Source organism: Escherichia albertii (assembly GCF_028622335.1).
Taxonomy (GTDB): domain Bacteria; phylum Pseudomonadota; class Gammaproteobacteria; order Enterobacterales; family Enterobacteriaceae; genus Escherichia; species Escherichia albertii.
This window is the reverse complement of sequence record NZ_CP117568.1, coordinates 3,919,542-3,940,546: the sequence shown is the minus strand read 5'-3', so window position 1 is coordinate 3,940,546 and position 21,005 is coordinate 3,919,542. Positions and strand designations below refer to the sequence as shown.

Annotated in this window: 20 protein-coding genes; 9 read left to right on the top strand and 11 right to left on the bottom strand. The window is 52.2% G+C overall.

The window, feature by feature from the left end:
• Nucleotides 1–230 precede the first annotated feature (230 nt).
• The gene (gene rpsB, locus PS053_RS19030; RefSeq protein ID WP_000246882.1) at nucleotides 231–956 is read right to left on the bottom strand and encodes a 30S ribosomal protein S2; all 726 of its coding nucleotides are present in this window, start codon (nucleotides 954–956) and stop codon (nucleotides 231–233) included.
• Between the two features lie 367 nt (nucleotides 957–1,323).
• On the opposite strand from rpsB, the gene map reads away from it, so the two are divergent.
• From map to PS053_RS19005, 5 genes are all read left to right on the top strand, one after another.
• The gene (gene map / locus PS053_RS19025; RefSeq protein ID WP_059227835.1) at nucleotides 1,324–2,118 is read left to right on the top strand and encodes a type I methionyl aminopeptidase; all 795 of its coding nucleotides are present in this window, start codon (nucleotides 1,324–1,326) and stop codon (nucleotides 2,116–2,118) included.
• Nucleotides 2,119–2,179: 61 nt separating this feature from the next.
• The gene (gene glnD, locus PS053_RS19020) at nucleotides 2,180–4,852 is read left to right on the top strand and encodes a bifunctional uridylyltransferase/uridylyl-removing protein GlnD (protein ID WP_256878677.1); all 2,673 of its coding nucleotides are present in this window, start codon (nucleotides 2,180–2,182) and stop codon (nucleotides 4,850–4,852) included.
• Between the two features lie 30 nt (nucleotides 4,853–4,882).
• Nucleotides 4,883–5,707 carry a 2,3,4,5-tetrahydropyridine-2,6-dicarboxylate N-succinyltransferase gene (gene dapD, locus PS053_RS19015; RefSeq protein WP_001186660.1) on the top strand — a complete coding sequence of 275 codons (825 nt, stop codon included), beginning with the start codon at nucleotides 4,883–4,885 and terminating at the stop codon, nucleotides 5,705–5,707.
• Nucleotides 5,708–5,759: 52 nt separating this feature from the next.
• Complete coding sequence (gene yaeI, locus PS053_RS19010; protein WP_025237614.1) at nucleotides 5,760–6,572, top strand: phosphodiesterase YaeI; 813 nt, start codon at nucleotides 5,760–5,762, stop codon at nucleotides 6,570–6,572.
• Nucleotides 6,573–6,730: 158 nt separating this feature from the next.
• Nucleotides 6,731–7,117 carry a DUF3461 family protein gene (locus tag PS053_RS19005; protein ID WP_000272188.1) on the top strand — a complete coding sequence of 129 codons (387 nt, stop codon included), beginning with the start codon at nucleotides 6,731–6,733 and terminating at the stop codon, nucleotides 7,115–7,117.
• A gap of 53 nt (nucleotides 7,118–7,170) precedes the next feature.
• Here the strand turns inward: PS053_RS19005 and cdaR are convergent, their stop codons facing one another.
• The 3 genes from cdaR to dgt all read right to left on the bottom strand — a co-directional run bounded on the left by cdaR (nucleotide 7,171) and on the right by dgt (nucleotide 11,553).
• Nucleotides 7,171–8,328 carry a DNA-binding transcriptional regulator CdaR gene (gene cdaR, locus PS053_RS19000; RefSeq protein WP_025237615.1) on the bottom strand — a complete coding sequence of 386 codons (1,158 nt, stop codon included), beginning with the start codon at nucleotides 8,326–8,328 and terminating at the stop codon, nucleotides 7,171–7,173.
• 153 nt (nucleotides 8,329–8,481) lie between these two features.
• The gene (gene degP / locus PS053_RS18995) at nucleotides 8,482–9,906 is read right to left on the bottom strand and encodes a serine endoprotease DegP (RefSeq protein WP_000753933.1); all 1,425 of its coding nucleotides are present in this window, start codon (nucleotides 9,904–9,906) and stop codon (nucleotides 8,482–8,484) included.
• A 129-nt stretch (nucleotides 9,907–10,035) separates the two neighbouring features.
• Nucleotides 10,036–11,553 carry a dGTPase gene (dgt, locus tag PS053_RS18990; RefSeq protein ID WP_025237616.1) on the bottom strand — a complete coding sequence of 506 codons (1,518 nt, stop codon included), beginning with the start codon at nucleotides 11,551–11,553 and terminating at the stop codon, nucleotides 10,036–10,038.
• A gap of 83 nt (nucleotides 11,554–11,636) precedes the next feature.
• On the opposite strand from dgt, the gene mtnN reads away from it, so the two are divergent.
• The 3 genes from mtnN to PS053_RS18975 are packed head-to-tail and all read left to right on the top strand — an operon-like array spanning nucleotide 11,637 to nucleotide 13,789.
• Nucleotides 11,637–12,335, top strand: a complete 699-nt coding sequence (gene mtnN, locus PS053_RS18985; protein WP_000689857.1) for a 5'-methylthioadenosine/S-adenosylhomocysteine nucleosidase — start codon at nucleotides 11,637–11,639, stop codon at nucleotides 12,333–12,335.
• On the top strand, nucleotides 12,328–13,128 hold the full coding sequence (gene btuF, locus PS053_RS18980; protein WP_025237618.1) for a vitamin B12 ABC transporter substrate-binding protein BtuF: 801 nt from the start codon (nucleotides 12,328–12,330) through the stop codon (nucleotides 13,126–13,128). The genes mtnN and btuF overlap by 8 nt, the downstream gene beginning before the upstream one ends.
• Nucleotides 13,129–13,165: 37 nt before the next feature.
• Nucleotides 13,166–13,789, top strand: a complete 624-nt coding sequence (locus tag PS053_RS18975) for a TRIC cation channel family protein (RefSeq protein WP_000964217.1) — start codon at nucleotides 13,166–13,168, stop codon at nucleotides 13,787–13,789.
• A gap of 47 nt (nucleotides 13,790–13,836) precedes the next feature.
• On the opposite strand, the gene erpA is transcribed toward PS053_RS18975, so the two are convergent.
• From erpA to yadX, 4 genes are read right to left on the bottom strand one after another with little or no spacing between them, the layout of a single operon-like run.
• A complete protein-coding gene (erpA, locus tag PS053_RS18970; protein ID WP_002430292.1) occupies nucleotides 13,837–14,181 on the bottom strand; it encodes an iron-sulfur cluster insertion protein ErpA in 345 nt (114 codons plus the stop codon).
• A complete protein-coding gene (gene yadW / locus PS053_RS18965; RefSeq protein ID WP_123057734.1) occupies nucleotides 14,174–14,239 on the bottom strand; it encodes a small protein YadW in 66 nt (21 codons plus the stop codon). The genes erpA and yadW overlap by 8 nt, the downstream gene beginning before the upstream one ends.
• 23 nt (nucleotides 14,240–14,262) lie before the next feature.
• Nucleotides 14,263–15,684, bottom strand: a complete 1,422-nt coding sequence (gene clcA, locus PS053_RS18960; protein WP_000845420.1) for a H(+)/Cl(-) exchange transporter ClcA — start codon at nucleotides 15,682–15,684, stop codon at nucleotides 14,263–14,265.
• A 14-nt stretch (nucleotides 15,685–15,698) separates the two neighbouring features.
• Entirely contained in the window at nucleotides 15,699–15,743 is a 45-nt protein-coding gene (gene yadX / locus PS053_RS18955; RefSeq protein ID WP_212736864.1) for a hypothetical protein, read from the bottom strand.
• Between the two features lie 165 nt (nucleotides 15,744–15,908).
• Here yadX and hemL point away from each other — a divergent pair, with 165 nt between their 5' ends.
• Nucleotides 15,909–17,189, top strand: coding sequence for a glutamate-1-semialdehyde 2,1-aminomutase (gene hemL / locus PS053_RS18950; protein WP_000045243.1), 1,281 nt, complete (start codon nucleotides 15,909–15,911; stop codon nucleotides 17,187–17,189).
• 118 nt (nucleotides 17,190–17,307) lie between these two features.
• Here the strand turns inward: hemL and fhuB are convergent, their stop codons facing one another.
• From fhuB to fhuC, 3 genes are read right to left on the bottom strand one after another with little or no spacing between them, the layout of a single operon-like run.
• Nucleotides 17,308–19,290 (bottom strand): Fe(3+)-hydroxamate ABC transporter permease FhuB, encoded by a 1,983-nt coding sequence (gene fhuB, locus PS053_RS18945; RefSeq protein WP_059218439.1) that lies wholly within the window; start codon nucleotides 19,288–19,290, stop codon nucleotides 17,308–17,310.
• Nucleotides 19,287–20,177: a Fe(3+)-hydroxamate ABC transporter substrate-binding protein FhuD gene (gene fhuD / locus PS053_RS18940; protein ID WP_054409750.1), complete on the bottom strand. Its 891-nt coding sequence runs from the start codon at nucleotides 20,175–20,177 to the stop codon at nucleotides 19,287–19,289. The genes fhuB and fhuD overlap by 4 nt, the downstream gene beginning before the upstream one ends.
• Nucleotides 20,177–20,974: a Fe3+-hydroxamate ABC transporter ATP-binding protein FhuC gene (gene fhuC, locus PS053_RS18935; RefSeq protein ID WP_001158926.1), complete on the bottom strand. Its 798-nt coding sequence runs from the start codon at nucleotides 20,972–20,974 to the stop codon at nucleotides 20,177–20,179. The genes fhuD and fhuC overlap by 1 nt, the downstream gene beginning before the upstream one ends.
• Nucleotides 20,975–21,005: the final 31 nt, after the last annotated feature.

The window sequence follows — 21,005 nt, the reverse complement described above, 5'->3', positions numbered from 1 at the left end:
CCGGCATTAAACCGCACAGATATAAAAGTGAAAAAGGGGGCCATATGCAGGCCCCCTAACCAAACGTGTACTACCTGGTCTATAAGGGCTCTCCCCCTTCATCTTTCGCGCCGCAGATACGTTGTCTTCGCTCGCTCATCCCGCTCACTTACTGATGTAAGCTCCCGGGAATTCTCGAGCCTGCCGCCTTTCTGCAACTCGAACTATTTTGGGGGAGTTATCAAGCCTTATTACTCAGCTTCTACGAAGCTTTCTTCCGCCTGAGAAGCCAGATCCTGAGAACGGCCTTCACGTACGGTTGCAGCAACAGCGCCCAGGTACAGGGTCACAGCACGGATTGCGTCGTCGTTACCCGGGATAACGAAGTCAACACCGTCCGGATCAGAGTTGGTATCAACGATAGCAAATACAGGAATACCCAGGTTGTTTGCTTCTTTGATAGCAATGTGTTCGTGGTCAGCATCGATTACAAACAGAGCGTCCGGCAGACCGCCCATGTCTTTGATACCGCCCAGGCTGTTTTCCAGTTTCTCCAGCTCACGAGTGCGCATCAGCGCTTCTTTCTTGGTCAGCTTGTCGAAAGTACCGTCCTGAGACTGAGTTTCCAGGTCTTTCAGACGTTTGATGGACTGACGAACGGTTTTCCAGTTAGTCAGCATACCGCCCAGCCAGCGATGGTTCACGAAGAACTGGTCGCAGCTCAGAGCAGCGTCTTTCACCGCTTCGCTTGCAGCGCGTTTAGTACCAACGAAAAGGATTTTACCTTTGCGAGAAGCAATCTTGTTCAGTTCAGCCAGAGCTTCGTTGAACATCGGTACAGTTTTCTCAAGGTTGATGATGTGAACTTTGTTACGCGCACCGAAGATGAACGGCTTCATTTTCGGGTTCCAGTAACGAGTCTGGTGACCGAAGTGAACACCAGCCTTGAGCATGTCGCGCATGGAAACAGTTGCCATGATTAAAACCTCTATATAAAAGTTGGGGTTATGCCTCCACGTATCCCATATTACCGACCCCAAAGGGCACCCCGGAATATGTGCCGATACGTGTGTGTTGTTACACAAAGTGAGATTGTCGCTTCCGTCCAGTCTGTGTATACGAAATAGATCGGAAGTCCGGCGCGCTTTATACCACAAATACGCCGCGGACTCCAATAATTGTTGGCGTGGTGTACAGCATCAGATGGTGAACTTTCTATTATAGAAAACGTTCAGTGGCACGTTTGGCGAAATTCAGAATGATTCTCAATTTGCCCGGGTGTGATACCATTGACGGCACTTACATATATATTGTCGGTATCACCGACGCTGATGGACAGAATTAATGGCTATCTCAATCAAGACCCCTGAAGATATCGAAAAAATGCGCGTCGCTGGCCGCCTGGCTGCCGAAGTGCTGGAGATGATCGAACCATACGTTAAACCGGGCATCAGCACCGGCGAGCTGGATCGCATCTGTAATGATTACATTGTTAATGAACAACACGCGGTTTCTGCCTGCCTCGGCTACCACGGTTATCCGAAATCCGTGTGCATCTCTATTAATGAAGTGGTATGCCACGGTATCCCGGACGACGCCAAACTGCTGAAAGATGGCGATATCGTTAACATCGACGTTACCGTAATCAAAGATGGTTTCCATGGCGACACCTCGAAAATGTTTATCGTCGGTAAGCCGACCATCATGGGCGAACGCCTGTGTCGCGTGACGCAAGAAAGCCTGTACCTGGCACTGCGAATGGTGAAACCAGGCATCAATCTGCGCGAAATCGGTGCGGCGATTCAGAAATTTGTCGAAGCTGAAGGTTTCTCCGTCGTTCGTGAATATTGCGGACACGGTATTGGTCGCGGCTTCCACGAAGAACCGCAGGTGCTGCACTATGACTCTCCAGAAACCAACGTCGTGCTGAAACCGGGGATGACGTTCACCATCGAGCCAATGGTCAACGCGGGTAAAAAAGAGATCCGCACCATGAAAGATGGCTGGACGGTAAAAACCAAAGATCGCAGCTTGTCTGCACAATACGAGCATACTATTGTGGTGACCGATAACGGCTGCGAAATTCTGACACTACGCAAGGATGACACCATCCCGGCGATAATCTCGCACAACGAATAAGAGGAAGCCGGCAAATGCCGGCTTTTTTAATGCGATAATTTAATCTTATGGGTGGCGCACGATGAATACCCTTCCAGAACAGCACGCAAACACCGCTCTCCCCACCCTTCCCGGCCAACCGCAGAATCCGTGTGTCTGGCCTCGTGACGAATTAACCGTTTGTGGGATAAAAGCCCGTATCGATACTTTTCAGCGTTGGCTGGGCGAGGCTTTTAACAGCGGTATCTCCGCAGAACAGTTAATTGAAGCGCGTACTGAATTTATCGACCAACTCCTGCAACGGTTGTGGATTGAAGCAGGGTTCAGTCAAATTGCCGATCTGGCGCTGGTCGCCGTCGGTGGCTATGGTCGTGGCGAGCTGCATCCGCTTTCAGACGTCGATTTGCTAATTTTGAGCCGTAAGAGACTCCCGGATGAGCAGGCGCAAAAAGTGGGCGAGCTGTTAACGCTGCTGTGGGATGTAAAGCTGGAAGTCGGTCATAGCGTGCGCACGCTTGAAGAGTGCATGCTGGAAGGGTTATCGGATTTAACCGTCGCCACAAACTTAATTGAATCTCGCTTATTAATTGGCGATGTTGCGTTATTCCTCGAACTGCAAAAACATATTTTCAGCGAAGGATTCTGGCCTTCCGACAAGTTCTACGCAGCGAAAGTTGAAGAACAGAACCAGCGCCATCAGCGTTACCACGGCACCAGCTACAACCTTGAGCCAGACATCAAAAGCAGCCCCGGCGGCTTGCGCGATATCCACACTCTGCAATGGGTTGCCCGCCGTCATTTTGGCGCGACCTCGCTGGATGAGATGGTTGGATTTGGCTTCTTAACCTCAGCGGAACGGGCGGAATTAAACGAGTGTCTACATATCTTGTGGCGTATTCGCTTTGCCCTGCATCTGGTCGTCAGTCGTTACGATAATCGCCTGTTATTCGATCGCCAGCTTAGCGTCGCCCAGCGCCTGAATTACAGTGGTGAAGGCAACGAACCAGTCGAGCGGATGATGAAGGATTACTTCCGTGTTACGCGTCGCGTCAGCGAGCTCAACCAAATGCTGCTGCAACTGTTCGATGAAGCTATTCTCGCGCTCCCCGCTGACGAAAAACCCCGTCCGATTGACGATGAATTTCAGCTACGCGGTACACTTATCGACCTGCGCGATGAAACGCTGTTTATGCGCCAGCCGGAAGCCATCCTGCGAATGTTCTATACCATGGTGCGCAATAGTGCGATCACCGGTATTTACTCCACTACACTGCGCCAGTTACGCCATGCCCGTCGCCATCTGCAACAACCGCTTTGCCATATTCCAGAAGCGCGAAAACTGTTTTTAAGCATTCTTCGTCACCCCGGCGCGGTGCGTCGCGGGCTGTTGCCGATGCATCGTCACAGCGTATTAGGCGCTTATATGCCGCAATGGTCACATATTGTCGGGCAAATGCAGTTTGACCTGTTTCACGCGTACACGGTGGATGAACATACTGTTCGCGTGATGTTGAAACTGGAGACTTTTGCCAGTGAAGAAACGCGCCAGCGCCATCCGTTGTGTGTGGATGTCTGGCCACGCCTGCCGTCGCCGGAGCTGATTTTCATTGCTGCATTGTTTCACGATATCGCCAAAGGGCGCGGCGGCGACCATTCCATTCTCGGGGCGCAAGATGTAGTGAATTTTGCCGAACTGCACGGTCTGAACTCGCGTGAAACGCAACTGGTTGCCTGGCTGGTTCGCCAGCACTTGCTGATGTCCGTAACCGCCCAACGTCGCGATATCCAGGACCCGGAAGTGATTAAACAGTTCGCCAAAGAAATGCAAACGGAAAATCGTCTGCGTTATCTGGTATGCCTGACGGTAGCCGATATATGCGCCACCAACGAAACATTGTGGAATAGCTGGAAACAGAGTCTGTTACGCGAACTCTATTTCGCCACTGAAAAACAACTACGACGCGGAATGCAAAACACGCCGGATATGCGCGAACGGGTTCGCCATCATCAGTTACAGGCACTGGCGTTGCTGCGTATGGATAACATCGACGAAGAGGCGCTACATCAAATCTGGTCACGCTGTCGCGCTAACTATTTTGTCCGTCATAGCCCAAATCAACTGGCCTGGCACGCACGCCATTTATTGCAGCATGATTTAAGCAAACCGCTGGTACTGCTTAGCCCGCAGGCTACGCGTGGAGGCACCGAGATTTTTATCTGGAGCCCGGACCGCCCCTATCTGTTTGCCGCTGTATGCGCCGAGTTAGACCGCCGTAACTTAAGCGTTCACGACGCGCAAATATTCACTACCCGTGACGGCATGGCGATGGATACCTTCATTGTTCTTGAGCCGGATGGCAGCCCGCTGTCCACCGATCGCCATGACGTTATTCGTTATGGACTTGAGCAGGTACTGACACAAAGCACCTGGCAACCACCGCAGCCGCGTCGCCAGCCCGCTAAATTACGTCACTTTACTGTAGAAACTGAAGTAACGTTTTTGCCGACGCATACCGAGCGAAAATCCTTCCTCGAATTGATTGCGCTTGATCAGCCAGGCTTACTGGCACGGGTGGGGAAAATTTTTGCCGATCTGGGAATTTCGCTTCATGGCGCCCGAATTACAACCATTGGCGAACGAGTAGAAGATTTATTCATAATTGCTACCGCTGACCGGCGTGCGCTTAATAACGAGTTGCAGCAGGAAGTGCATCAGCGGTTGACAGAGGCCCTCAATCCAAACGATAAAGGGTAATGTGTTTACTGATATGAAAAGAGTTTAACAATGCAGCAGTTACAGAACATTATTGAAACCGCTTTTGAACGCCGTGCCGAAATCACGCCAGCTAACGCAGACACCGTTACCCGCGAGGCGGTAAATCAGGTGATCGCCATGCTGGATTCCGGCGCACTGCGTGTTGCGGAAAAAATCGACGGTCAGTGGGTGACGCATCAGTGGTTGAAAAAAGCGGTGCTGCTCTCTTTCCGTATAAATGATAATCAGATGATCGAGGGAGCAGAAAGCCGCTACTTCGATAAAGTGCCGATGAAATTCGCTAACTACGACGAAGCGCGTTTCCAGAAAGAAGGTTTCCGCGTAGTACCGCCAGCGGCAGTGCGTCAGGGGGCATTTATCGCCCGTAACACCGTACTGATGCCGTCTTACGTGAACATTGGCGCTTACGTTGATGAAGGCACCATGGTTGATACCTGGGCCACCGTCGGTTCCTGTGCGCAAATCGGTAAAAACGTTCATCTCTCTGGCGGCGTTGGCATTGGTGGCGTACTGGAGCCGCTGCAGGCTAACCCAACCATCATTGAAGATAACTGTTTCATCGGCGCGCGCTCTGAAGTCGTTGAAGGCGTGATCGTCGAAGAAGGCTCCGTCATTTCCATGGGCGTATATATCGGTCAAAGCACCCGTATTTACGACCGTGAAACTGGCGAAATCCATTACGGCCGCGTTCCAGCGGGTTCTGTGGTTGTTTCTGGCAATCTGCCATCGAAAGATGGTAAATACAGCCTCTATTGTGCGGTTATCGTTAAGAAAGTTGACGCGAAAACCCGCGGCAAAGTCGGCATCAACGAACTGCTGCGTACCATCGACTAAAAAGATAAACACGGGCAGCACGACGCTGCCCGATTTTTTACAGGGACAGATAATGATTTCACGCCGACGTTTGTTGCAGGTTGCCGCCGCGACGTTAGCTGCGGGATCTGGTTTCGGTTATATACATTACATGGAACCAGGCTGGCTTGAATTAACCCATCACCGCATCGCCTTTTTTAAAGACAAATCTCAGTCTTTTAAAATTCTTTTTCTTGCCGACCTCCATTATTCCCGCTTTGTTCCGCTGACCTTAATTTCAGAAGCCATTAACCTTGGCATAGCACAAAAACCTGACTTGATTTTGCTGGGCGGCGATTACGTATTATTTGATATGCCGCTGAATTTTCCAGCGTTCAGTGACGTACTCTCGCCATTAGCCAAGCGTGCACCCACGTTCGCTATTTATGGCAACCACGATCACCCCGTGGGAACGGAGAAAAATCGCGTAATTGGCGAGGCGTTAAAATCGGCGGGGATCACGGTGTTATTTAACGAAGCTACGCTAATCTCCGCTCAGAAGCAGCAATTTGAACTGGTTGGCACTGGTGATTTATGGGCCGGACAATGCAAACCGCCTCCCACCAGCGAAGCTGGTCTGTCACGACTGGTGCTGGCGCATAATCCAGATAGCAAAGAAGTCATGCGTGATGAAGCGTGGGATCTGATGCTCTGCGGTCATACTCACGGCGGTCAGATACACATACCGTTGGTTGGCGAACCTTTTGCGCCCGTAGAAGATAAACGCTACACCGCTGGTTTAAACGCCTTTGGTGAGCGACAAATTTACACGACTCGGGGTGTCGGAAGTTTGTATGGCTTGCGTCTGAATTGCCGCCCGGAAGTAACGATACTGGAGCTGGTGTAGAAAGCGAATTCTCTTATCAGAATAAAGCAGGTAATTTTTTAATTTTTACGCCATGATAGAAGTCTGGAAAAAGGCTTTCTGCGATCGCCGTCGAGCCGGTCGGGCCAGGACAAATGCTAAGATAAGCACAATTTACTGACTCATTTTGAGGTAACGCTATGTACGACAATCTGAAAAGTCTGGGTATTACCAATCCTGAAGAAATTGATCGTTACAGCCTCCGGCAGGAAGCCAACAACGATATTCTGAAAATCTATTTCCAGAAAGACAAAGGCGAGTTTTTCGCTAAGAGCGTGAAGTTTAAATATCCGCGCCAGCGCAAAACGGTGGTCGCCGATGGCGTGGGTCAGGGTTATAAGGAGGTTCAGGAGATCAGCCCGAATCTGCGATATATCATTGATGAGCTTGATCAAATCTGCCAGCGCGACCGAAGCGAAGTTGATCTAAAACGTAAAATCCTCGACGATTTACGCCATCTTGAATCGGTAGTAACCAATAAGATCAGCGAGATTGAAGCCGATCTGGAAAAACTGACGCGTAAATGATGTCATTCCAGGAGCCGGGTAACATATCACCCGGCTTAAATTCTGTCATGGACCTACTGCTCTTCATCCAGTTGTAACGCCACATACAGCAACAGTCTGTCATCAAAATTGCCCAAATCCAGCCTGGTCAGTTCCGAGATACGATTAAGCCGATACTCCAGGGTATTACGATGGATAAACAGCGCCTTTGAGGTTGCCGACGGTTGCACATTATGACGAAACCATGCTGCCAATGTCCGCCGCAACAAGCCGTTATTATCCATTGCTTTTAGCCGGGCCAGAGGGCGAGCCAATTCATTGGCCTGCCAGTCGCCACGCAAACTATCGAGCAACACTGGTAACATCAGATCCTGATAAAAATAGCAGCGGTTTTCCGGCATCCGGTGTTTGCCCACCATCATCGTTGTTTTCGCCGTACGATAAGAGCGTGCAATACTGCCTGCACCGGTAAAATAATTGCCCAGTGACACGCGAAAACGCAGCGGGCCATACTCTTTCATGCGGATGATAAGTTGTTCTACTCGCTTACGATGCTCCTCCGCATCCCAGCGACCAAACTGATTCAACGCCGGTTTCAGCACCACCATTTCAGTCAGCGAGACTATCGCCACCAGATTATTGCGTTCCGGTGTGGTTAACGCATTTTGCAACTGCTGTAACTCCGCCATTGCGCTGTCCACGCCGAGCTGACCGCTATCGACCTCGACAATCGCCACCACGCGCGGTTGGTTAAGATCAATGCCCAGGCGCTGTGACCATTCAGTTAACGCTGGCGTATTCTCTTCAGCCTGAATCAGATGCATCACCAATTCTTCACGCAAACGGCTATCCTGTGCGAGAAGGTGCATCAGTCGCGACTGCTCCAGCATCATTTCCGCTGTCATACAGACCAGCTCGCCATACTTGCGCCAATGCTCCGGTTCGCCAGTCAGGCCGATCACACCGACAATCTCGCCTTCCAACCGCAACGGCAGATTAATCCCCTGTCGCACACCATGAAGATGCCGCGCCACCGCATCGTCAATATCAACCACCCGCCCCTGAGAAAGGACCAACAAAGCCCCTTCGTGCAATTCACCAATACGCTCACGATCGCCGCTGCCGATAATGCGCCCACGTGCGTCCATCACGTTAATATTGGTATCGATAATGCGCATGGTGCGCGCCACGATATCCTGCGCCATTTTGGTATCAAGATGCCAGCCAGCCATAAGCCCTCCGTTGTGCATGGCTTAGCATAAGGAAGTATGGAATGCGCGGCATTGTGCAAACGCCCAAAGGACGACGAAGATATATGGAGTTGTGGAGAAGTTCACAGATTATAAGGAGAACCCCTTCCCTGAACAGGAAGGGGTTGAGAGTGATTACTGCATTAACAGATAGATAGTGCTGTCGCCACGCTGAATATTCAGCGCCAGAACAGACGGTTTGCTGTCGAGAACTTTACGCAGTTCAGCGATGTTTTTTACTGCCTGCTGGTTCGCGCCAATAATCACATCACCTTTCTTCAGGCCGATCTGCGCAGCCGGAGTGCCCGTTTTCACGTTGTTCACCACCACGCCCTGATCTTTGCCTTTGTTGCTCATCTCAGCGCCTTCAATGCCGTTGAAGATGGTGCTGGAATCAACCTGATTCTGGCTGCTCTGCTGAAGTTCCAGGTTCACGTTAACCTGCTTCCCGTCGCGCAGTAAGCCCAGGGTCAGTTTGCTGCCTACCGGCATAGTGCCCACCTGAGCACGCAGTGCGGCAAAGCTGCTGATTGGCTTACCGTTCAGTGAGGTGATCACATCACCCGCTTTAATACCCGCTTTCGCGGCGGAAGAGTTCGGCAGAACCTGGCTTACGAAAGCACCGCGCTGGGCGTCAACTTTCATCGCTTTCGCCAGATCGGAGTTCAGCTCAGTGCCCATAATACCCAATTCACCACGTTTCACCTGGCCGTATTCCACCATCTGCGAGGTCAGGTTTTTCACCATGTTGCTCGGGATAGCAAAACCGATACCGATGTTACCGCCGTCCGGTGCAAGGATCGCGGTGTTGATACCGATCAGTTCACCATTCAGATTAACCAGCGCGCCGCCGGAGTTACCCCGGTTGATAGCCGCATCCGTCTGGATGAAGTTTTCGTAGTTTTCTGCGTTCAGGCCGCTACGTCCCAGCGCAGAGACAATCCCGGAAGTTACTGTCTCGCCCAGGCCGAACGGGTTACCAATTGCTACGGTGTAATCACCGACACGCAGTGCATCAGAATCCGCCATCTTAATTGCGGTCAGGTTTTTCGGGTTCTGGATCTGGATCAGCGCGATATCAGAGCGCGGATCTTTGCCCACCATCTTCGCGTCAAACTTACGACCATCGCTAAGCTGAACTTTAATTACCGTCGCGTTATCAACAACATGGTTGTTAGTGACGACATAGCCTTTATCGGCATCAATGATAACGCCAGAGCCCAGCGCCATAAATTTCTGTTGTTGGCTGCCGCCATTACCGCCTTGACCGCCCTGGCAGAACGGAGAGCTCTGGAATGGAGAACCGTCCTGACAGAACGGGGAATCATCACCGAAGAACTGCTGGAAATTACGCGGCATACGCGGCGTATTCACGGTTGTGCTACCTTCTACGTTAATGCTGACCACCGAAGGCATCACCTTTTCGAGCATCGGTGCAAGGCTCGGCATTTGCTGGGCTGACGTTGCAGAAGATGTCTCCGCGGCTGTCGCAGAGAGCGGAGATAACGCCAAACCTAAACTCAGAGCAAGGGCACTCAATGCTAATGTGGTTTTTTTCATGTATTTCAGTCTCGATTAACAGATAACGCAAAATTGCTGTGTTCTTCAGATTCGTTTTATAGCGCGAAGTTCCGAACTAAAGTTTCTGCAAAAAGTAAAAATTTATTGTTCGTCTTTACAAAAGCCTGGTTATTGTTCTACCGCCATCAGACGTCGGTATTCATCCCACGCATAGAGGTCGGTCATACCGCTAATATAATCCTGTAGCAGACGACAACGGTAATAATATTCCCATAGCGGATACTCAGGAGAATCTGGCGGTAATTTACTCACGGCCTCCACATAGGCCAGTCGATGGCGCGTTGAGAGCTTATGGAATAAACGCGATTCAATTGGAAAGCGTTTCACCCGTTCTTTTTCGACCAGTTCGCAAAAATCTGATAACGACATACTTAACAAAGGTCGATATATCTCTAATAAACCACTAATTACCCGGTAGCCTTGCAACTCAAGTTGCTCAACGTCTGGATGGCTAAACACATGTTTTACAGCGACATTTTTGTATAACTTCAGAAGATCGCTACATTCGCTGGCATCCTCCAGTAGTGCATGATTAAAGGTTCCGGCAAATATCTCTGGCAAATTATCGATAAATCGTTGCGCAGCATAGGGCACCAGTTTATTTAAGCTATTCACCCGTAAATACATAAAAAACTGATCTTCCGTGCTGTGGCTTAAGCTATTTGAACGTGATTTTTCCCAGGCATTTTCCACCACCTGCGCAAAGAGCGAACCTTTCTCATGCTGGCCCCACGCCTCATGCAAATGATGATAAAGCTGCTCGACGGTGAATATTCTTTTCTCTACCGCATCTTCAAGGTCGGCGACACAATAAGAGATGTCGTCAGCGGCTTCCATAATCCATGTTAATGGGAAACGACTGTAAAGCGCCAAATTAAGTTCTTTACGTAAACGAGTAATATAGCGTTCTTCAGAAAGGTAATAGCCCGGCTTTTTCATTAAATAGTTATGCGTCGCAGGTGTATCGCCACGCCACCACGCCGGGCGGGTATATTTTAAAATACCGCCAACCTGCGCCCAGGTGAGATTCATCCGCATCAGTGTATGCACCAGACGAATACCTTGCGCATTGCCTTCAAAATGACACAAATCCTGACGAATTTTTCGTCGCAGTTCGTTGAGAGGATCTTCCCCTTCCCTCAATCTCAACGCGGCTACACTACAACGATCGTCGGTCAACGGCTGGCTTTCGGCATCGCCAGGAAATAAACGCTGGCGAAACCAGTCATTAATAGCCGCTTCACCAAAATGACCGAACGGAGGATTGCCGATATCGTGCATCAAACATGACATCTCGACAATACTTTCAAAGGGGCCAGTCAGTTCATCCAGCCCATACGCCTCCAGCAATTTAAGCTCTTTCAGTCGGCTTAAAATCTCTTTGGCGATATAACGCCCCACCTGCTGTACTTCCATAGAGTGAGTAAGACGCGTGCGCACAGCAGCATTGCGCTCGAGCGGAAAAACCTGGGTCTTTTGTTGCAAACGACGAATTGCCGGGGAGTTGATAATACGTCCACGATCGCTTTCAAAGATTCGCAGAATTTCATGTTCCGTTTTAATACCTTGCGGCGAACGATAACGACGATGCCAGTTTATTTTTTTTCGGAAATCAATCTGTGCCATGTCCTCTCCCGCGTGAGAAATACGCTTCCCCTTAAGCGCATGGTAAACTATGCCTTCAAATCGGGCTTATCGCGAGTAAATCTATGAAAATCGGCATCATTGGTGCAATGGAAGAAGAAGTTACGCTACTGCGTGACAAAATCGAAAACCGTCAAACTCTCAGCCTGGGCGGTTGCGAAATCTACACCGGCCAACTGAATGGAACCGAGGTTGCATTACTTAAATCAGGCATTGGTAAAGTCGCTGCGGCACTGGGCGCGACTCTGCTACTGGAGCACTGCAAGCCAGATGTGATTATTAACACGGGCTCCGCTGGTGGTCTGGCGCCAACACTGAAAGTGGGCGATATCGTTGTCTCTGACGAAACACGTTACCACGATGCAGATGTTACGGCGTTTGGCTATGAATACGGTCAGTTACCTGGCTGTCCGGCTGGCTTCAAGGCCGATGATAAACTGATCGCGGCAGCCGAGTCGTGCATTGCCGACCTGAATCTTAACGCCGTGCGCGGTCTGATTGTCAGCGGCGACGCTTTCATCAACGGCTCCGTAGCGCTGGCGAAAATCCGCCACAACTTCCCACAGGCCATTGCGGTGGAGATGGAAGCAACAGCTATTGCCCACGTCTGCCACAATTTTAACGTGCCGTTTGTGGTGGTACGCGCCATCTCCGACGTAGCCGATCAGCAGTCTCATCTCAGCTTCGATGAGTTCCTGGCGGTTGCCGCTAAACAGTCCAGCCTGATGGTTGAGTCGCTGGTGCAGAAACTGGCTCATGGCTAAGTCACTGTTCAGGGCGCTGGTCGCCCTGTCTTTTCTCGTACCGCTGTGGCTCAACGCCGCGCCGCGCGTCATCACGCTTTCCCCCGCTAACACTGAACTGGCCTTTGCCGCCGGGATCACCCCGGTGGGAGTCAGTAGCTATTCCGACTATCCACCAGAAGCGCAGAAAATTGAGCAAGTTTCCACCTGGCAGGGGATGAATCTGGAACGCATTGTCGCGCTGAAACCCGATCTGGTGATTGCCTGGCGTGGAGGTAATGCCGAGCGGCAGGTTGACCAGCTGGCTTCGCTGGGCATAAAAGTGATGTGGGTCGATGCAACAAGCGTTGAGCAAATTGCCGATGCATTACGCCAACTGGCTTCCTGGAGTCCACAACCAGACAAAGCCAGGAAAGCCGCGCAAACGTTGCTGGAACAATATGCGCAACTGAAAGCACAATACGCTGATAAACCTAAAAAACGTGTTTTCTTACAGTTCGGCATTAATCCACCATTTACCAGCGGAAAAGAGTCGATTCAGAATCAGATTCTGGATGTTTGCGGCGGAGAAAACATCTTTAAAGACAGCCGGGTTCCCTGGCCGCAGGTTAGCCGGGAACAAGTATTAGCACGCGCCCCGCAAGCCATTGTCATCGCTGGCGGAGTGGAGCAAATTCCTAAAATCAAACAATACTGGGGCGAACAGCTCAAAATTCCGGTCATACCTCTTACAAGCGACTGGTTTGAACGTGCAAGCCCACGTATTATCCTCGCTGCACAACAACTCTGTAATGCGCTTTCACAGGTGGATTAGCGCCTGACCTTTTCAGGTGCTCAGTGGGGATTGAACAATGCTCGTCTATTGGCTGGATATAGTCGGCACAGCGGTATTTGCCATCTCCGGCGTTTTACTGGCCGGAAAATTGCGTATGGACCCTTTTGGCGTCCTGGTATTAGGCGTGGTTACCGCAGTAGGCGGCGGGACAATTCGCGACATGGCGCTGGATCACGGCCCGGTATTTTGGGTGAAAGATCCCACCGATCTGGTCGTCGCAATGGTGACCAGCATGTTGACTATCGTTCTGGTGCGCCAGCCAAGACGTTTACCAAAATGGATGTTGCCAGTGCTGGACGCCGTTGGTCTGGCGGTGTTCGTCGGTATTGGCGTCAACAAAGCCTTTAATGCCGAAGCCGGGCCGTTGATCGCGGTTTGTATGGGCGTCATTACGGGCGTCGGCGGCGGGATTATCCGCGATGTGCTGGCGCGTGAAATCCCGATGATTTTCCGCACAGAGATCTACGCAACGGCCTGTATTATCGGCGGCATTGTCCACGCTACGGCTTATTACACATTTTCCGTGCCGTTAGACACAGCCAGTATGATGGGAATGGTGGTGACGCTGTTGATTCGTCTGGCGGCTATCCGCTGGCGCCTGAAATTGCCGACATTTGCGCTGGATGATAACGGACGTTAAAGAAAGAAAATATGCCGACCAGATTGGCCGGCATATTAATCAGTAGGTTAAATGCTGAAGGAAGAACCACAACCGCAGGTACTTTTCGCATTCGGGTTGTTCACGATGAAGCGCGAACCTTCCAAACCTTCGGTGTAGTCAACGGAACCACCCACCAGATATTGCAGGCTCATTGGGTCAACCACCAGGCCAACGCCCTGTTTCTCGATAGTCATATCGCCTTCATTCACCTGATCATCAAAGGTGAAACCGTACTGGAAGCCGCTACAACCACCACCGGTGATATACACGCGTAACTTCAGATTCGGGTTATCTTCATCAGCGATCAGACTCTTAACTTTGTTGGCTGCTGCGTCGGTAAACTCCAGCGGCAGTGCTACGTCATCACTCATATTTTGCTCCAAACGACATCGGCAATTGGGCAAATTCTAACCCAATAATATTCGCCATTATCTAATACCCTGGTATTTCGTTCAAGTATTCTCGCCGGCAGGTGCAGCCTTGTTGCGCGCCAACTGTTCCACTTCCTGTTTTGCCAGCGTACGGGCAAGAATTGCCGAGTATAGCGGTTTCCCGCCGGTAAATTGTGCTAATAGTGTTGCGCCAAGCCCCGTAATAATCATTGGCAAAATGAGCTGATAATTATCGGTCATCTCAAGTACCAATATAATGCCGGTCAACGGTGCGCGGACAGATGCCGCCAGTAGCGCCCCCATTCCGGCAACCGCAAACGTTCCTGCTTCAAGGTGATATTGCGGGAACATTTCTACGGCGGCCATACCGAATGCCGTCCCCAGCACCGTACCTAACGCCAACATCGGCGCGAAAATGCCCCCCGGCGCACCTGAAGAGAAGCAAAGTAAGGTAGTGATTACGCGCGCTACGAAGATGAATATCAACATTCCCACGCTGAAATTCCCCGCTGTCGCGATTGGAATCAGGGTAAAGCCGCCGCCCGAGGTTACAGGTGCGATAAAACCAAGCAGTCCGCACAGTCCGCCAATCACACCGCCCATTAGCACCCATTTGGTAATATTGCCGCCGTGTACACGGTGCAGCAAATCCTGCATCCCCAGCACCCATTTATTAAAAACAGGGCCGAAGATGCCAAAAATAATCCCGAGGATCAGATAAAGCCAAAGCGTATTGAGCGGAGCATCAGAAAGCTTCCCCACGTCAATCAGAGCCGTTTCGTGATTAAAAATACGGTACATAATGGTCGACATAATGACACCAATAAATACCGCTTTAATTGAAATCAGCGTATAGCGAAACTGCGGACGCATCTCTTCGATAATAAACAAGATACCCGCCAGCGGTGCGTTAAAGGCCGCCGCCAGCCCCGCTGCTGCACCGGTTGCCAGCAAGGTGTGACGCGCTTCATCACCTTTCATGCGGAAAATATCAAGCACCATGCGACCAATGTTACCGCCAATCTGCACGGTTGGCCCTTCTCGCCCCAGCACCATACCGCCGCCCAGCGTTCCCAGCCCCCCGAAGAATTTCACCGGCAATACGCGCCACCAGCGAACGGGGCGTTGATCTTCCAGCGCCCCTTCAATTTCTGGGATACCCGAACCGCCAGCTTCCGGCGCGTATTTACGTACCAGAAAATAGCCGAACATTGCCAGCACTGCCGAACCAAGAAAAGCGACAGTCAACAAAAGAGGATAATTATCGGCAGCATGTACCAACGCCCCCATACGTTGGTTCTGCAACCAGGCAACACCTTTGTCAAACGCAACCGCCGCCAGCCCGACAAGCGTGCCGACGACCGCCGCCATAAACAAAATGGCTAATGGTGTTTTATCGCGTTCAAGAAGTTGACGAATCAGCTGTCTGCGTCGCAGACGTGCAGCCTGCGGTATTTCATAAGAGGGAGTATCAGTTTTCATCCAATGATCACTTATTAGTCATACAAATAAGATGACGGCATTTTACTCGCACGCTCAATGAAAATCCTTTGCAAAGCGTAATGTTTCAAACGTGCAAAACTTTTATACTCTTAGGAATCCGGGTTGCAGCAGCACTGGCAACCTGAGATTTGACGAGTATTTAACTTGTTATGAATAACATAGAATAGCAGCCATTCACTTTTTCTACGAATCAGGAACCTTCCATGAGTAAGTCTGAAAATCTTTACAGCGCAGCGCGCGAGCTAATCCCTGGCGGTGTGAACTCTCCTGTTCGCGCCTTTACTGGCGTGGGCGGCACTCCGTTATTTATCGAAAAAGCGGACGGCGCTTATCTGTACGATGTTGATGGCAAAGCGTATATCGACTATGTCGGTTCCTGGGGGCCGATGGTGCTGGGCCATAACCATCCGGCAATCCGCAATGCGGTAATTGAAGCCGCAGAACGCGGTCTGAGTTTTGGTGCGCCAACCGAAATGGAAGTGAAAATGGCAGCACTGGTCACCGAACTGGTGCCGACCATGGATATGGTACGCATGGTGAACTCCGGTACCGAAGCGACAATGAGCGCCATCCGCCTGGCCCGTGGTTTTACTGGCCGCGACAAAATCATTAAATTCGAAGGTTGTTACCACGGTCACGCTGACTGCCTGCTGGTGAAAGCCGGTTCTGGCGCACTCACTTTAGGTCAACCAAACTCACCGGGCGTTCCGGCAGATTTCGCCAAACATACATTAACCTGTACTTATAACGATCTGGCGTCTGTACGCGCCGCGTTCGAACAGTACCCGCAAGATATTGCCTGTATTATCGTCGAACCGGTGGCAGGCAATATGAACTGTGTTCCGCCGCTGCCAGAGTTCCTGCCGGGTCTGCGCGCGCTGTGCGATGAATTTGGCGCGTTGCTGATCATCGATGAAGTCATGACCGGCTTCCGTGTGGCGTTAGCTGGCGCGCAGGATTATTACGGCGTGGTGCCGGATTTAACCTGCCTGGGCAAAATTATCGGCGGCGGAATGCCGGTAGGCGCGTTTGGCGGTCGTCGTGATGTAATGGATGCGCTGGCCCCAACCGGTCCGGTGTACCAGGCGGGTACGCTTTCCGGCAACCCGATTGCGATGGCTGCAGGTTTCGCTTGTCTGAATGAAGTGGCGCAGCCGGGCGTTCACGAAACGCTGGATGAGCTGACAACACGTCTGGCAGAAGGTCTGCTGGAAGCGGCGAAAGAAGCGGGAATTCCGCTGGTTGTGAATCACGTTGGCGGCATGTTCGGTATTTTCTTTACTGACGCCGAGTCGGTGACGTGTTATCAGGACGTAATGGCCTGTGACGTGGAACGCTTTAAGCGTTTCTTCCATATGATGCTGGATGAAGGTGTTTACCTGGCGCCGTCGGCGTTTGAAGCGGGCTTTATGTCCGTGGCGCACAGCATGGAAGATATCAATAACACCATCGATGCTGCACGTCGGGTGTTTGCCAAATTGTAATCCTGCACTGCTTGCCGGATGCGGCGTAAACGCCTTATCCGGCCTACTGTTCAGAACCGTTTGTAGGCCCGATAAGACGCGCCAGCGTCGCATCGGGCATCGTTTGCCAGCAAGCAAACTAACGGCTTTGCTTTCTCAACAAATAGATAAAATACGGCGCGCCAATAAACGTCGACAGCAGCCCCGCCGGGATCTGGAATGGAAACAATACCATCCGCCCACACCAGTCAGCGAACACCAGCAGTAATCCTCCCACCAGCGCCGAAATTACGATGTGCGGCATCGTCCGTCGAAAGCCCATCATCCGCGCGATATGCGGCGCCATCAGACCAACAAAACTCAACGGTCCAATAGTCATCGTCGCGGTCGCTGTCAGACAGGCCGCTAACATCAGCAACGCAATTCGTGTCGGCGTCAGCGCCATTCCCACAGCCCGTGCGGTATCACCGCCCAGCGGTAAAATGGTCAGCCAGCGGCGGCACAACGGGGTAATCGACAGCAAAATCACCATCACAATTCCGGTGCGCCAGACCTGCGCATCGGTGGCGTTGTAGGTCGAACCGGAAATCCAGGTCAGCACTTGCGCCATTCGCGGGTCGCCGCTCGCCTGCAACATCATCAAAAGCATGGTGAACGCGGTGCTTAACGCCATCCCCGCCAGTAACATGCGATGTGGGGAAAATCCACCGCGCCCGGCGGCGATCATAATGATCAACAAGGTCACCGCCGCACCGATACTTCCCGCAGGCAACAACCAACCGAAGGCATTGCCTGGCACTAAAAACAACATCAACACCACGCCAAACGCCGCGCCAGAGCTAATCCCTAACACTTCCGGGCTTGCCATTGGATTTCCGGTCAGCCGCTGAATAATACATCCCGCTACCGCCAGCATGACGCCCGCAAACAGCGCCGCCATAATTCGCGGCCAGCGCCACGGCATTAAATCCTCAAGTAGCGCACCACTCGCCCACGTCCAGCCTTGCGAGTCACGACCAAACGACAGCGCCACCACTACGGCAATCAGCAACAGCACGCCGCCAGCGAGGGCAAACGCCAACACATGTTGACGTTCAGTCGCAACCCGATCGTTAACCTTCATATCCGGCGCGCTAATACTGCGTAGACGGGGTAGCAACCACAACAGCAGCGGCGCACCAATCAGTGCAGTGACCGAACCAGTGGAAACTTCCATCCACACGCGAGTCAGCCAGAGGATGATTTGATCGGAAAGCCAGAGAATTAACGCCCCAATCAGCGACGCCAGCATCAGCCGTGGCAGCAGTCGCCGCGCCCCCAGCATTTTTGCCAGCAGTGGCGCGAACAACCCGATAAAACCGATAATCCCCACCGCGTTCACCAGCAGCGCACTGATGACTATCGCCAGCGACAGCACCGCCAGACGCGCCAGCGACAAGGCCAGCCCCAGATTGCGCGCCACGCCATCATCAAGCCCCATCAGGGTTAACGGGCGAAGTAGCAGTAACGTCAGCATCACGCCGCCCAGCAACTGCGGCCATAAACGCTCAACGCCGCCCCAGTCGGTTTGCGTCAGCGTTCCGGTGCTCCACAGGAACATGCTTTGTAACTGATCATGGTGGAAAATAACCAGTAACTGATTGATTGCGCCGCAATAAAGGCTCACTACCAGCCCCGCGAGGATCAGCGTTACCGGCGAAAGCCGTTTCCCCCACGCGACGCCAAAGACGATTAAGCCAACGACACAAGCCCCCGCCAGCGCGGCAAACTGGCTCGCCATCGCGCCGGGGATCGCCCAGAGCGTCGTGACGGTAATCCCCAGTTGCGCCCCTGTTGCCACGCCCAGTGTCGTCGGTTCCGCCAGCGGGTTACGCAGCACTTGCTGAAACAGTACGCCCGCCAGTCCCAGGCCTGCGCCAACCAGCAACGAAATCGCCAGACGCGGCAGCAAGCTGTAGTGAAAAATCATCTGCTCAATAGCATCGATATCCGGCGACCAGATGGCCTGCGCCCACTGGCTACGCGGCAGCGCCTGTGAGAAGTTCACCCAGGTTAACGCCGCAGCGGTAATCACCAATATTGCCAACAATAACGCCGGGAAAAGCGCAATTCGCTTACTCACGCTTTACCTCCAATGGCGTTATCCAGAATACGCACAAAGTGCATAGCCGAGAACGTCGCGCCATAGAACCAGACTGCCGGAACGCGCTGAAAACGACCTGCACGGACAAACGGCATCGCCTGCCACAGCGGCGTCGCCATTAACGCCTCCATGTCCTTATTGTTACCGTGATCAAAACACAACATATCAACATCTTTATACGCCGCCAGACGATCGATACTGACGGCAGTGCTACCCCAGAAGTTAGTTTCCCCTTGCCAGGCATTTGGGATGCCGTACTCATCGAGAATTTCCTGGAACAAGCTGTTTGGACCGAAGACCAGCATATGGCGCGGATCGAGAAGCGACGTCAGCAATAATGGGCGCGCACCACGCTTCACAAAACGGGGTTTCATGCTGCGGATGAAGTCTTCATAGTGCGCTAAATGCGTTTCTGCTGCGCTTTGCAGGTTAAGCAAATCCGCCATTTCCGTCAGTGATTTACGCGCCATCGCCAACGGCTGTTTACCGTCACTGAAGTTAAATCCGCGTCCCGGTGCAATGCGCGCCAGCATTTCTGGCGAAGGGCCGTAACCTGCCGACCAGACCATAAATGACGGTTTCATTTCGGTCAGCAGTTCAAGATTCGGTTCTGTGCGCAAACCGACGTCAATCACTGAGTCCGGCAGCGGAGGTTCGCTGACCCACAGTCGATAGTTGATGGTATCCGCCACACCGTAAGGCACGATGCCGAGCGCCAGCAGTAATTCCACCGGCAACCACTCCAGCGCCACAATACGATGCGGATCGATAGCCGCTGCGCGGGCGGTATTCATCTGCCATAACAACGGAGAAAGCGCCATCGCCGTTAACAGTCGGCGGCGCGAAATAAGAGGTAAGCCGCTCATCAATAGACAAAACTCACAGGTGCGGCACCCGCCGGATGCGGCAAAATCCCCATCGGGATGCCATAAATCATTTCGAGGGTTTCGCCGCGCATAATTTCCGCTGGCGTTCCCTGAGCAATCATTTCGCCACCGCGCAGGGCAACCAGGTAATCACAGTAGCGCGCCGCCATATTGATATCGTGCAGCACAGCAATGACCGTCAGACCACGCTCCTGACTTAAACGATGCACCAGCGCCAGCACATCAACCTGGTGGGCGATATCCAGCGCCGAGGTCGGTTCGTCGAGCAACAGACAACGGCTATCCTGTGCTACCAGCATAGCGATCCACGCCCGCTGGCGTTCGCCGCCAGAGAGGCTATCGACCAGCCGATGCGCCAGTGGTTTTAAGCCAACCAGCGAGATAGCTTCCTCGACCTTTTCGCGATCAGCCGCGCCAAAGCGCCCCAGCGCGCCATGCCACGGGTAGCGACCAATCGCCACCAGTTCACGCACGGTCATCCCTTCTGCCGGAGGAAGTTGCTGCGGTAAATACGCGACTTTGCGGGCAAATGCTTTGCTACTCCAGTTTTCCAGCGGCTGAGCGTCGAGAAGAATCTCGCCTTCCGACGGTGGCTGATGGCGTCCCAGCATTTTGAGTAGTGTGGATTTACCAGAACCGTTGTGACCAATCAGGCCGGTCACTTTCCCGGCGGGAAAAGTTAATGACAGCGGATGCAAAAGCGTGCGCCCGGGCACACGAAAGGAGATATTACGCAGTGCAAAAGTGGTATCGGAATGATTCGTGTATTCCTGCATAACAGCCAACTTGTGAAACGGGCACGGAAAT

Excerpts from the sequence above, each read along its gene's own strand:
- rpsB (WP_000246882.1), bottom strand. The coding sequence starts at position 956 with ATGGCAACTGTTTCCATGCGCGACATGCTCAAGGCTGGTGTTCACTTC.
- map (WP_059227835.1), top strand. The coding sequence starts at position 1,324 with ATGGCTATCTCAATCAAGACCCCTGAAGATATCGAAAAAATGCGCGTC.
- glnD (WP_256878677.1), top strand. The coding sequence starts at position 2,180 with ATGAATACCCTTCCAGAACAGCACGCAAACACCGCTCTCCCCACCCTT.
- dapD (WP_001186660.1), top strand. The coding sequence starts at position 4,883 with ATGCAGCAGTTACAGAACATTATTGAAACCGCTTTTGAACGCCGTGCC.
- yaeI (WP_025237614.1), top strand. The coding sequence starts at position 5,760 with ATGATTTCACGCCGACGTTTGTTGCAGGTTGCCGCCGCGACGTTAGCT.
- PS053_RS19005 (WP_000272188.1), top strand. The coding sequence starts at position 6,731 with ATGTACGACAATCTGAAAAGTCTGGGTATTACCAATCCTGAAGAAATT.
- cdaR (WP_025237615.1), bottom strand. The coding sequence starts at position 8,328 with ATGGCTGGCTGGCATCTTGATACCAAAATGGCGCAGGATATCGTGGCG.
- degP (WP_000753933.1), bottom strand. The coding sequence starts at position 9,906 with ATGAAAAAAACCACATTAGCATTGAGTGCCCTTGCTCTGAGTTTAGGT.
- dgt (WP_025237616.1), bottom strand. The coding sequence starts at position 11,553 with ATGGCACAGATTGATTTCCGAAAAAAAATAAACTGGCATCGTCGTTAT.
- mtnN (WP_000689857.1), top strand. The coding sequence starts at position 11,637 with ATGAAAATCGGCATCATTGGTGCAATGGAAGAAGAAGTTACGCTACTG.
- btuF (WP_025237618.1), top strand. The coding sequence starts at position 12,328 with ATGGCTAAGTCACTGTTCAGGGCGCTGGTCGCCCTGTCTTTTCTCGTA.
- PS053_RS18975 (WP_000964217.1), top strand. The coding sequence starts at position 13,166 with ATGCTCGTCTATTGGCTGGATATAGTCGGCACAGCGGTATTTGCCATC.
- erpA (WP_002430292.1), bottom strand. The coding sequence starts at position 14,181 with ATGAGTGATGACGTAGCACTGCCGCTGGAGTTTACCGACGCAGCAGCC.
- clcA (WP_000845420.1), bottom strand. The coding sequence starts at position 15,684 with ATGAAAACTGATACTCCCTCTTATGAAATACCGCAGGCTGCACGTCTG.
- hemL (WP_000045243.1), top strand. The coding sequence starts at position 15,909 with ATGAGTAAGTCTGAAAATCTTTACAGCGCAGCGCGCGAGCTAATCCCT.
- fhuD (WP_054409750.1), bottom strand. The coding sequence starts at position 20,177 with ATGAGCGGCTTACCTCTTATTTCGCGCCGCCGACTGTTAACGGCGATG.
- fhuC (WP_001158926.1), bottom strand. The coding sequence starts at position 20,974 with ATGCAGGAATACACGAATCATTCCGATACCACTTTTGCACTGCGTAAT.